The 12013-nt window shown below is 49.0% G+C and carries 10 protein-coding genes and 1 pseudogene; 5 read left to right on the forward strand and 6 right to left on the reverse strand.

Annotated elements, in window-relative coordinates:
• Positions 1 to 5: 5 nt before the first annotated feature.
• From PsAD5_RS13750 to PsAD5_RS13760, 3 genes are all read left to right on the forward strand, one after another.
• Positions 6 to 692 carry a GDSL-type esterase/lipase family protein gene (locus PsAD5_RS13750; RefSeq protein ID WP_063292513.1) on the forward strand — a complete coding sequence of 229 codons (687 nt, stop codon included), beginning with the start codon at positions 6 to 8 and terminating at the stop codon, positions 690 to 692.
• Between the two features lie 73 nt (positions 693 to 765).
• The gene (locus PsAD5_RS13755) at positions 766 to 1182 is read left to right on the forward strand and encodes a hypothetical protein (RefSeq protein WP_153040769.1); all 417 of its coding nucleotides are present in this window, start codon (positions 766 to 768) and stop codon (positions 1180 to 1182) included.
• 136 nt (positions 1183 to 1318) lie between these two features.
• Positions 1319 to 2215, forward strand: a complete 897-nt coding sequence (locus PsAD5_RS13760) for a LysR family transcriptional regulator (RefSeq protein ID WP_063289883.1) — start codon at positions 1319 to 1321, stop codon at positions 2213 to 2215.
• A gap of 91 nt (positions 2216 to 2306) precedes the next feature.
• Here PsAD5_RS13760 and PsAD5_RS13765 read toward each other — a convergent pair whose 3' ends face one another.
• The 5 genes from PsAD5_RS13765 to PsAD5_RS13785 all read right to left on the reverse strand — a co-directional run bounded on the left by PsAD5_RS13765 (position 2307) and on the right by PsAD5_RS13785 (position 7163).
• Entirely contained in the window at positions 2307 to 2981 is a 675-nt protein-coding gene (locus tag PsAD5_RS13765) for an FMN-dependent NADH-azoreductase (protein ID WP_153040768.1), read from the reverse strand.
• 181 nt (positions 2982 to 3162) lie between these two features.
• Complete coding sequence (locus PsAD5_RS13770) at positions 3163 to 4434, reverse strand: amidase family protein (protein WP_063289881.1); 1272 nt, start codon at positions 4432 to 4434, stop codon at positions 3163 to 3165.
• A gap of 1 nt (position 4435) precedes the next feature.
• On the reverse strand, positions 4436 to 5332 hold the full coding sequence (locus tag PsAD5_RS13775) for a polysaccharide deacetylase family protein (protein WP_063289880.1): 897 nt from the start codon (positions 5330 to 5332) through the stop codon (positions 4436 to 4438).
• Positions 5329 to 6021: a DUF1989 domain-containing protein gene (locus tag PsAD5_RS13780; protein WP_084404443.1), complete on the reverse strand. Its 693-nt coding sequence runs from the start codon at positions 6019 to 6021 to the stop codon at positions 5329 to 5331. Before PsAD5_RS13780 ends, PsAD5_RS13775 begins: the two co-directional genes overlap by 4 nt.
• 236 nt (positions 6022 to 6257) lie before the next feature.
• Positions 6258 to 7163 carry a LysR family transcriptional regulator gene (locus tag PsAD5_RS13785; protein ID WP_063289878.1) on the reverse strand — a complete coding sequence of 302 codons (906 nt, stop codon included), beginning with the start codon at positions 7161 to 7163 and terminating at the stop codon, positions 6258 to 6260.
• 129 nt (positions 7164 to 7292) lie between these two features.
• Here PsAD5_RS13785 and PsAD5_RS13790 point away from each other — a divergent pair, with 129 nt between their 5' ends.
• Positions 7293 to 8522 carry an aminopeptidase P family protein gene (locus PsAD5_RS13790; protein ID WP_063289877.1) on the forward strand — a complete coding sequence of 410 codons (1230 nt, stop codon included), beginning with the start codon at positions 7293 to 7295 and terminating at the stop codon, positions 8520 to 8522.
• A gap of 280 nt (positions 8523 to 8802) precedes the next feature.
• A pseudogene (locus PsAD5_RS28515) lies at positions 8803 to 10227 on the forward strand (sodium:solute symporter family protein).
• 395 nt (positions 10228 to 10622) lie between these two features.
• Here the strand turns inward: PsAD5_RS28515 and PsAD5_RS13800 are convergent.
• Positions 10623 to 11393, reverse strand: a complete 771-nt coding sequence (locus tag PsAD5_RS13800; protein ID WP_063292515.1) for a hypothetical protein — start codon at positions 11391 to 11393, stop codon at positions 10623 to 10625.
• Positions 11394 to 12013: the final 620 nt, after the last annotated feature.

A 12013-nucleotide genomic window follows, 5' to 3' on the forward strand; every position in this document is an offset into this window, starting at 1 on the left:
GAAGAATGACCTATAACGTGCTCGTTTATGGTGACTCAAACACGTGGGGCTGGAAGGGAGTTGAAGTTGCCTTCCCAAGTTCACGTTACGCAGATAATGAGAGATGGGCGGGTGTGCTGGCTGCGGAGCTGGGTGATAAGTTCAAAGTAAGTGTGGATGGGTTGACTGTCCGCTCAACTAATCTAGACGAACCAGCCGCATGGAACAGTGTGCCGGCAGATGCCTTCAATGGTGGAAAAAACCTGCCTGCTGCCATCGCTCGCGAAATGCCACTTGATCTTGTTGTCATCATGCTGGGAACCAATGATCTTAAGAATGATCTGGCTCGCAGTGCGGAAGATATCGCTGATGCGATCATTGAAGTTGCCAAGGTTGCAAAGGGGACAGAAGGGGGAGTGGCCTATACCTACAGGGCTCCCGAAGTGCTGGTTATCTCTCCGCCACCTGTTTCGACGATGGCACACCCGGACTTTGCCTTAATGTTTGAAGGCGGACAAGAAAAGTCACGGAAACTTGGGGCAGCGCTGAAAGCTGCAGCTAATGCTGCTGGCATAGAGAGCTTTGATGCAAGCGTAGTCATCCCAAAGGCTGCCGGGCTTGATGGTCTCCATATGTCTGCTGAGCAGCACAAGGTCCTTGGAAGAGCCGTTGCCAAGAAAATTCATGTGATGGCTGACGCTGCCGTAGACTGATCAATAAAGCGAACTTGCTAATAACAACAATAACATAATGCAAGTCAATACAGAGGTGAAGCCTGAAACAACAATGTTTCAGATTGAAAGGGAGGACAAACCTATGAATCTAATCAAGAAAGTCGTCACTGCGGCAGTATTCGCAATACCGTTGGTAGTGGCGCATGGAGAAAGTGCAATGGCAACACAACTCAACGAGGCTAGTGTTTTGGAATATGTAACTTTCACTGCAAAAGCAGGGACTGATGCAGAGAAGTTGGCTCAGGTTGCTGCGAGCATTAACAATAACCTGACAAATGTTTCCGGGTTCGTCGACCGTTATGTTTCACTGCAGGATGACGGGATATGGGTTGAGGTAGTATTCTGGAAAGATTTGCAAAGTGCAAAAGATGGTCTTCAGACATTTTTGGCGGATGACCGAAACAAGCCATTTCTGGATATGGTGAACGCAGATTCCGTGAAAATTACCTATTCTGATCTGAAACATTAAACACAAGCGTACGCAGAGCTGCTTGTTTTTGAGCCCTGCGTACATGCTTTTAAAAAACTGATTTACAACATGCAGATACTCACCTGCTAAACATGGTATGCTTGCAGGTAGGAAAGCAAGATACAAGGTAACTGAAATGCGCAGACGCATTCCTCCGCTGATCGCTGTCAGAGCATTTGAGGCAGCTGCTCGTCATGGCAGTTTCACAGATGCTGCTGACGAGTTGGCTGTCACACCAACAGCGATCAGTCATCAGATCAGGCATTTGGAGAAGCTGCTTAACCTTCAATTATTCGATCGGAATGGGCGGAACCTTAGCCTGACAGAGCAAGGAAAGCGCATCCTGCCAGAGGTGACACGTGGGTTTGATTGTCTTGCTGCTGCATTCTTCGAAACATACGGGGAAAAAGACAATAAGTCTGTCTATGTTAGCGTAACACGAGAGTTTGCCCGTTATTGGCTATTTCCTCGCTTAAACAATTTTTACGAACGTTATCCCGATTACGCCGTGAATGTCATTGCTTCTGAAAAATGTACCCCGCTTGATAGTAGCGAGGCTGATCTGGTTATTCGGTATGGCCCGAAAGCCCCCCCCGATAGTGTTGAAATTAATCTGTACAGAGAGGAGTATCTGGCTGTTTGTTCACCTAGTATGTTATCGGAAGGCAATCAGATAGAGAACTTGACAAGCAAGCGCTTATTGGATGTGCGTTGGGAGCTATCCAGCCTCAACTCTCCGACATGGAAACGCTGGTTCTCTGAAAATAATAATGAAGGCTATGAGGACTACATAATTTCGAATGTGGATGCCTATAATCTTGCACTTGATGCTGTCATCAGAGGAAATGCTGCAGCGCTGATCAGTAATACCATTTTTGAAGCTCAAGAACTGAGTGATAAAACTGTAGTGCTCAATGGAGCAAGGCTACCCGGTTACTTTTACAGAGCAGTTCTAACTATTGGTGGCACTCGTAAAAAAGCAGCACAGAACTTTCTTAGATGGCTTCAATATGAAGTAGGCACTACTATCTGAAATTTATAAGATTTGACAGCATTAACGAAGTCTCGATAGTTCGAGTGCATTTTAAAGTACGGAAGAAGGTCAGTCCTTCTCCCGTGTGTTATTAGGCTATAACTGGCTCAAGCTGCTCGCGGAGTGTGGTAGCCAGATTGTGAGTTTTCTCACGCGCAGCGGCCACAGATCTCTCCCAACGTTCATCCTTAAACTCTTCATAGTCTGCACTGATCAAGTGGATGTCCTCCTGAGCGGCGCCGAGGTAGTGTGCACAGGCTGCAATTGCTGGGTCGAGTGCGTTTATGTGGAATCTGATCCCTTCCTTCTCAAAACCAAATTCGCCACGACTGGAAAGGACTACTAGTTTTTTACCGGAAAGAAGTGGTGCAATTGGATAATCTCCGCGCGAAAGATCAAATGAGAAAGTTTCTCCGATCCGCGCAATCAGATCAAACCACGCTTTCAGGCTTGCTGGCATAGAATAATTGTACATTGGTGCACCAAGTACGATTACATCTGCTGCTTTGATTTCCGCAATCAATTGATCTGATAGGGCGAGCTGCCTTCTCATCTCATCACTACGTTCGGTGGGGGGAGTAAATGCAGCAGCGATCCAGGTTTCAGAAATAAAATGCGGTGGTCGTAAGCCGACATCGCGACGACAGATGACCTCATCCCCGGATTGTTTCCAGTTATCTGCAAACAGTTTGGTCAGGGAACGAGTGATGGAACGTGTTTCTCGTGCGCTCGAGTCAACAATGAGTAGTTCTGGTGCGGATGCCATGATCATCTCCAATTTTTGCATTTATAACTATTCGGAAAAATGGGGTGACGACAAATGATTGAAGATCATCTCAGCATGACATTTCTTCATTATGAACTTTGTTTTGTGGCAAATTAAATTTGCTCTCAACCAACATTCTATACTTTGAAAAAGTGCAGTTTTAAGCCTAAACGCAGCACCTTTAGTTCAGCAAATGCTCAAGATGCAGACCAGCTTGTAAGACTTCATCGTCTGTCCCGTATGCGCCGCAAACAGAGTAACTCAAGCCAGGATCAGCAGGTTTCATCGGTATGGCCAGGGATGGAACGTTAAGGAAGGCTGTGAGCATAGTCAGTTTAAGTACATCTGCATTCTTTCGCTGAAACGTCGCACTGCTCTCTTGGACTTCTGCAAGATTAGGGGGACGACAAGCTACCGTCGGCATCAACATCAGATTACCTGATAAAGTTTCTTGCACAAGTTGGCAGAGCTTGGCACGAGTTGTCATTATATGTTGCAGAGTATCAGCTGAAACTGGGGTAAAGTCCCGCAAGCGTTTTTTGATTTGCGGATCAATCAGCTTATCCTCGAGTGCTACAAGCTGTGTGATCTGCTCATAAGCTTCATGGCCTACAAGTGGCCCAAATTCTGCAAAAAGGGCAAGTGTCTTATCAAAGGCGGGGAATGGTCTGCGTTCGATATCTATCCCGTGCTGTTCTAACAGATTCACAGTATCCTCAAATGCATTGGAAATATCTTCATCAAGAACAGGGTGAGAAAAGACAGGTAAAATGAATTTTTGAGTGAAGGGTGTTGCATTCACCCGTTCTGGCAATGTCCCCCTCATCGCACAGTCAAGGGCTATGATGCCCTCTACGTTGCGCGCCATCGGGCCTAATACATCAAGAGAGGGAGCTAGTGGTACGACACCTTCCATTGCATAACGGCCCATAGTAGGACGATACCCGCAAATACCTTGAAATGCGGCAGGGATACGGGTGGAGCCTGATGTATCAGACCCGATCGCAAGATCGCATAAGCCTGATGCTATGGCGCTTGCGCAGCCTGAAGATGAGCCACCCGGTACAAGTGAAGTATCTAAGGCGTTCTCAGCTGTTCCGAAATGCGGATTTAGCCCAAGACCAGAGAAAGCAAGCTCAGTCATGTTGGCATGGCCAACAGGCATGGCCCCGGCATTAATGATAGCTTCTATCACTGTTGCATTCTCACCTGCCGGTCTCTCAGAAAGCAGTTTCGACCCAGCGGAGGTTGCAAGGCCTTTTAGCGCGATGTTTGCCTTGATCGCGACAACGGCTCCGTCAAGCTGTCCATGACCGCTGCTGGTTATCTTTCTTGGTATTGCCGCCCGACTGAGTTCATGGCGCTGTGCCTTGTTGTCAGAAATAAAAATTGAAGTAAAGGAGGTTGTTGCAAGCTGTGCTTCAAACTCCTCACAACCCATGAATGCTCCCATTTTACTTTGCACCCAGATGAACAGGTTGGTTGTAATAAGGCAATTCTTCCACGCGAATAGACTGATTATCACGCACAAACTGATTATTCACATGCTCTGCAATCTCATGAAGTGGTGCAAACCAGATATCACCTCGCTCCAGAATCGTTTCAAGCCATCTTTCAACCAGTGTCCAGCGAGCAAGGCGCCCTGTCAGAAATGGATGCCAAATTGCCATCCAAAAACCACCATGCTCATATTGAGCTTCAAACTCTTCCCAAAACCCTTCCAGTCCCCTCGAAGGCCCTGCGACGGGCATCATGTAATCAATCTCTGAGTAGTGTGCGAAGGGTGGCCAATCATCTGTCCCCCAATGCACCGGCAGTTCAACAAGGGATCCTTTAGCTGTATGAATTCTATAAGGAATATCATCTGCCATCAGTGAACTATCGTACAGAAAGTCATTATCGACCAGGAAATCAATCACCCCTTGTGATGCGTTGTAGACTGGAGCGCGATACCCTTTGGGTGTGTTGCCAACAGTTTTTTTATGGGCTTCAAGAGCTCGCTCAAACCAATAACGGTGTTCCGCATCCGAAAGGTTAGTCGGATCTTCATGGAGATAACCATGGTGGCCTATTTCGTGCCCATCTTCCTGGATTAGATCCATAGCCTCTGGATATTGCTCAACCACCCAACCTGGCACAAAAAACGACTGTTTCAGACCTAATCTGCGATAAGTGTCCAAAATACGAGGTAAAGCAACAGTGGGACCATATCGTCCCATAGAAATTGGATACAGACGATCAAACCCGTCTTTTGGGCGAGAAATGTGGATCAAGCTATCTGCGTCAACGTCGAATGTTATTGCGCAGGCACATCTGGCTCCATTTGGCCAGACAATTGGGTTTTGAATCATGCGTTCCCCCAAAGGGTAACGCGGTAAGCAAGGTCGGATGGAGCACAGTTCTCACCGTTTACTGGAGTGACATCTTGCGGACAAGCAGACATTACAACCAGTACGTCGACCTCAGCACGAAACTCGATTTCATCGTCCGGTCTTGAAACCGGTGCTGCCCATTCTGTTCTGCGGGCTGAGGTGATAGGAACGTTCATCCAGAGGTTAAACGGGTCTGGAATTACCTTTGCTTCTAGGCCGATGGACTTCAATGCCTGGCGCAGATTATCTGTACAGTTATCGTGATATTCTTTGCACCCAAGCTGTTGGTAACGAGCATGATCACACGCGGCAATGACTGTGTCATGCACACCTGAGGACGTGTCACGTACCAACGTAAGCATGGATCGCCTTGCATTGGATACGAGGATATCGCCGACGGTTGGCACTAAACTTGCCAAAGCGGTCCGACAATGGCTCATGGAAAGGTACTCATACAAGTTGCTCGGATTAAACGCCCAAAAATCACAAACTTGCGTGCCTGTTGGATTCACCACGATGAGAGATTGTCCAGCCTCAAGCCTTACAGCAACCCCTGTTCTAGCAGGTAATGTATAATGCTTGTTGAGCTCTGGGCTACCATCACTGGAAATAGCCCCTGTTATGCTGTCGTTCAGACCTGTGGGCATATCTAGGTAAAAATTGGGCATCCGTCACCTCCTTTGATGTGCCCTAATTTTAACATCACATCTCAGGATCACATCAAAACGAATTACTCTCAGTTAGGAATGATGAAATCTCGTTTAGATGGGTCACAATGTATGGACCGCCTGCGTTTCGCGAGAGAGTTTTTACTTGGATGCTTGAAGTCACAAAAGCAATGTTGAAAGCTATCTCTTTGTAGAGCCCGCTGATTTTTGCAACAGCGCCACTTATTCAGCCTGCGCTAATGTCTCAAACCAACTTTCCGTTCGGATAATGCCCAGTCAGAGAAAATGTCGATATGTGCTTGCATTGATGACGGGACACGTTTGGATCTGATGAGATAGTAATCTGACCCGTAGGTCATTCGGCGGTCTGAGAGCTGAACTAGAGCTCCTATCTCCAGATCCGGCTGTACCATCGCAAGCGGGCAAAGAGCGACGCCTTGTGCCGATAATACGGCAGCCCTGAGTAGGTTGAAATCTTCGTAAGTTGTCCCCTGTAAAGGGCCGAGGTCTTCGTTCCCGTTGAGATCAAACCAGCGTTGCCACCCCCATGTATCACCGTCATGCAATAAACCAAGACTGCACAAATCCGAGATGTGATCCAAAGACTTTCCGTGTTGTTCCAATAGGGCTGGGCAGCACACCGGAAGGCTGTCACCACTCAGGAAGAATGACGCGTCAACATCCGCACCCTGCGGTTCGTTCGACAAAAAGGAGAAAGCGATATGTACGTCTGAATAGTCGATCTCGTAACCATGGATTGCATAGATAATACGCGTCTCAATGCTCGGATGGGCTTCTTTGAATTTGGCAAGCCGGGGTATGAGCCAGCACATGGCAACGGATGGGATTGCGGCAATGACCAGTTCGTTGCGGCCATTGTCCGAACGGGCGCGGTGACATGCGGCATCGATCTCAGTCAGTGACAGAGACAGAGAATTTGCCAGTTCAACGCCACGCTGCAACAAGATTGCACGGTTACCCTCACGATGAAACAGCGGTGCCTCCAACCAGGTTTCAAAGTTCTTCACTTGATGGCTAATCGCAGATTGCGTGACAAAAAGGGCGTCGGCTGCGGCTTTGAAAGAGCCTAGTCGTGCAACTGCTTCAAAGGCACGAAGGGCGTTCAACGGAGGCAAGGTCATGATATTCCTTCTTCATTAGAAAAACTAAACCTATCCTGAAATAACATCGTTTGACGAAATCGTGCAACTTCCGGTTCATGTGTTTAGTTTTTAGCCGCTTTTGGCGACATTAAATTCAGGAGTCCCCTCATGGAACGCGAACGTCTACAGAACTACGTCGGTAACGGCGACAAGGCTCCCGGCACTTTCTCAGACGTCGAAATGCAGCGTCGCCTAGACGCCATCCGTGCACATATGGCGAAGGAAAACATCGATGCGGCTCTCTTCACCAGTTATCATTGTGTGAATTACTACTCCGATTTCATCTATTGCCAGTTTGGGCGCCGTTACGGGTTTCTCGTTGACCACAACATCGCAACGTCCATCAGTGCAGGTATCGATGGCGGTCAGCCCTGGCGCCGCACCTTTGGCGGCAAAAACATCACTTATACCGACTGGCAGAAAGACAATTATTTTCATGCCATTCGCCCCCTGATAGGTGGTGTTAAGCGTCTGGGAATTGAGTTCGATCACATCACCATCGACACGCTAAACCTGCTTAAGGCCGAGTTTCAGAACATCGAACTTGTCGATATCTCAGCAGCGTCCATGCGCCTGCGCATGATCAAGTCTGTCGAAGAAATTGCGCATACTGAAAAGATGACACGCATTGCAGACATCGGCGGTGTGGCCTGTGTGGAAGCAATTGCAGTTGGTGTGCCTGAGCATGAAGTAGCGCTGCACTCAACGGCAACTATGGTTCGCGAGATTGCCAAGGTCTGGCCTCATGGCGAACTTTTAGATACCTGGACCTGGTTCCAGTCCGGCGTGAACACCGATGGGGCGCACAACCCAGTCACCAGCCGCAAGATCCAGCGTGGTGATATCCTATCCCTCAACTGCTTCCCGATGGTCGCAGGCTACTACGTAGCGCTTGAGCGTACGCTGTTTGCCGAGCATGCGAGCGATGAGCACATCAAGATGTGGGAACTGAACTGCAAGGTCCATGATCGCGGCAAGGAGCTGCTGGTGCCAGGTGCGAAGTGCTCCGACATTGCCAAAGAACTGAACGAGATCTACGCCGAGGCCGATCTACTACAATACCGTAGCTTCGGTTACGGCCATTCCTTCGGGGTGCTTAGTCACTACTATGGTCGCGAGGCAGGTCTGGAGCTGCGCGAAGATTGCGAGAAGATTCTAGAAAAAGGCATGGTAGTGTCTATGGAACCGATGATCACTATTCCCGAGAACATGCCCGGCGCGGGTGGCTACCGCGAACATGACATCATCGTGATCGAGGACGAAGGCAATCGCAACATCACCAACTTCCCTTACGGACCCGAGCATTTGATCGTCAAATCAGTTCTCAAAGCGGCTTGATCTATATGAAACGCCCCGACCTGTGCATGGTCGGGGCGTTTCCGCATCTAGAGACATTTTAATCTGGGAGGAGCATATGTTTCTGAATTCATGGGTACTTGATTGGTTTGTCATCCTGAGTATGGCCACCATCGCCGCCGCGCTTGTTGCCTGGCTGTTAGATCGCGTTCGCAAAAACGACTGACCCCAAAGACCCGTTCCGCAACAGAAGGCGGTGCATCACTTACCAAATCTGGAGGAGGAGATCATGGAAAGTATTCCGTGGATCAACTGGCTGATCATGGCGACGTCTTTTATCGCATTAATCTGGCTGGGTTGGAAATCGAGCAAAGTTGTGCATTTCAATAACGATGACGAAAGCGGTTTTCTAGTCGCTGGCCGGTCGCTTGGCCCTTTTGTGGGTGCCGCGACGATCGTGGCGACGGGCTACTCCGGTTGGGGCTTCATGGGCTCACCCGGTGTAGCTTACGAGTTCGGTGCCATCGAAATTCTAGGCAACTTTATGTTTGCACCTGCAATGGTGATCGCTGTACTTTTCTTTGCTAAGTTCCTGTCGCAGCGCGCAGCGTCCATGGGCAGTAATACGATCCCGGAATATGCAGCCAACCTGCATAGCACCGGTGGACTAGCTCGTCTGGTTCAAGGCGTTGCGGCAATCGTCACAATTGTCTTGTTACTCGTATTCCTGACTAGTCAAATCAAAGCGGTTGGCATACTCGCGTCAGGGTGGCTTGATCTACCGCAGGTCTGGGGCGCTACGGTGATGATCTCAATCATCATCCTGTATACTGTTCTAGGTGGTCTGACGGCGGTCGCTTGGACTGACACGCTGATGCTGATAGGCATGTTGATTGCCGCGGTTATCGTGTGTGTTCAGATGTTCAGCGACATTCCCCTGATGCAGATGGTCACTCAGCTGAATAAGATCGACCCTAATCTCGTGAACCCTGTGTCTTCTGACCCTTACGGCCAGGCCAAAGGTGCAGTCTATCTGGTTTTGCCCTATGCGTTCATGTTTTCCGCTGTCCTGCCCTACATGGCAGTGCGCTTTCTGGCGTTTCGAGCCGACGTGAAGTTCTCGACTGTTGCGCTCTATGTGGCGCCTTTTGCGTGAATCCTGTCGCTTATCCCCATCGTCGGTCTCTACATGCGGCTTAAGATGCCGGATCTCGCCGAGGCCGATCAGGCCATGCCGGTCTATTTGGAGACGTTCCTGCACCCAGTTCTAGGCGGCTTCATTACGCTCTGCATCCTGTTTGCCATGCAGTCCACGGCAAACTCGTTGCTGCACACGGTCGCCTCTGCTGCATCTCACGATCTACGTCGAGCGCTGTTCCCGGGTCATGAAAACCCCAAGACAGTTTTGTTCATCAACCGAGCGGCAGTTGTGGTGTTTGGATTGGTCGGCTTGTTGATGATGATCTACGCGCCACCGTTCTTCCTGTCCTGGTTAGGTATTCTTGGTACAGGCACTCTGCTTGCTGCTTTGGTTGGTCCGGTCTTCATTTCAGCGTTCTGGCGCGGAAACGCATACGGCGCACTGGCTGCTATGGTTGGAGGCTTCTGCATTTCGGGCTACCTGTTGATCTGGGGTGCTACTGGATGGGTGGTAGGGCCTTTGGTTGGATGCGTAGTTTCGTCGGTCTTGTATGTCGGCGTGAGCATTCTGACATTCAGTCTGGATAGGCGGGCTGCAACCGCTTGATCATAACGCATCGCCAACAGCAAGGGTAGGACTTTGGAACTGCCCTTGCTGTTGAAGTTTGAGAGCGTGGAGTTCGTCACAGTTACCCGACAATTTGATTAAAGTTGCTATGCCGCCATTCTACAAGTCCTTTGTTCAATAGATGTGAAAGAGTAATGAAGGTTTATATGTGCTCTTCGTTCGGTAACTGTACATTTATTGAGTTGAGAAAAGTTCACCCCACAAAGATCTACGACATCGTCACCTTGATGTTACCTCAACCTCTACCAGAAACTCATGAATATCGTCTTCTAGCCCACTCTTAGAGCGGGCCAAAGTTGTCGGATATTCTTGATCGCCTTTTCAGTTGCCGCAAGGGCGGCCTTGTGGTTAGGTTTAAAAAAGATCTTCGCGTCTTATTCGGTGAGAGCTCGGAAGACGGGTTCCTGTTTTAGGAATGCTGCTTGTTGCTCGCCGCCAGCACGGTCGCTGTTTAGCTCGTTGCGGTAGCTAATGTAGCCCCAGTGGTGAGCGGAGACGTCTGAATCTGGCTTTACGCCTTCATCTACCCAGTTGGTCAACAAAGCTCCTTCTATCTCTTCAAAGAACTGGCGTGTTTTTACCAGCTGCTCAGTGGTGTAAGGCTCGCCTTCTTCTTCAGCACGGATGTAGAGAGTGAATTGGGCACCATCAGAAACACGTCGCGCCAGATTACTAGTATCTACGCTACCCTTAGTAGAGTCTAGATTGGTCACTTTCCACTTGTCGATTGGAGAGTCTGGAGACAAAAGCAGGCCGGAGATTGCATCAAATGCTTGTTCGAGGTGCTCTTTCTTTACAGAAATATGAACCTTATCGCCGTGGTTCTCGCCTTTAAACTGCCCTTCTTCGCGACCAAAGTTAATGAACGAGTTGACGCCCGGTAGATTGTAGTAGCTGAAGCTTTCGTGATCACCGAAGTTTTGCGATTTGATGTCGTTGTAGTTTGGCGTTGAGTTTGCGAGGCGGAATACTGGTGCGCGCTCTTGACGAAACACTTGTGCAACCTTTTCAGGGCCTTCAGCAGTTACGCCGTCCCCGTTTACTGAACTTGGCAGGCTATCGTAAGTTGGTTCGAAGGCATCTCCGTCAAAACCGCCTCCGATAAAGTGCGAAGGGCTAAAACCTGAAGCTCCATCTATTGGCATCTCATCTCTCCTCTAGATCACCCAGGTGGAGCGAACTGCGCCGCATTGCTGAGCATGCCCCACCATTTACTGTTGACTGTTATTTAAGAGGGCTGGATGCGGGGAAGTGTATCGTATGGAACACCTCGTCCAAACGTGATCGTATGGTTAAAGGGTTTGGGGATGAAAAGTTGTGCCGTATGCCGGCTGCCTAATTTGAGGTTGCCCCTTCAACTTCGGTGAGCTTGGACTGGTTCGAGAAAAGTGGAAGGACTTCGGGTTAGCGTGTCTCAACTCTTGATGGAAACGCTCTAATGGCGGCTTCTGGCCCTTGAAGTACATAATTCAATCTCAAAACAATGAGTTATGAGTACAGATTCGTACGATTAGTTTGATAAGTTCAACCTGCAAGCCCGAAGACTGAGATCGCGGACCAGAGTTTATCCATCACTCGATCAGTTCCTCGCTGCCGCTTATCTGTTTTGAGTAACTCAATTGGTGCGCCGTTATAGACTGTTCCCCATCGAAGCCTTATGGACAGATCGGTTAATTTGAATAAGGGAGTGTTTTGGCTCATGATCATGAGATTAGGAGTGAACAATGGGGCACAACACACGGACCGCCAGCGCTGCAGCTGAGAA

Origin of the sequence: Pseudovibrio sp. Ad5 (assembly GCF_001623095.1) — a bacterium.
GTDB lineage: Bacteria > Pseudomonadota > Alphaproteobacteria > Rhizobiales > Stappiaceae > Pseudovibrio.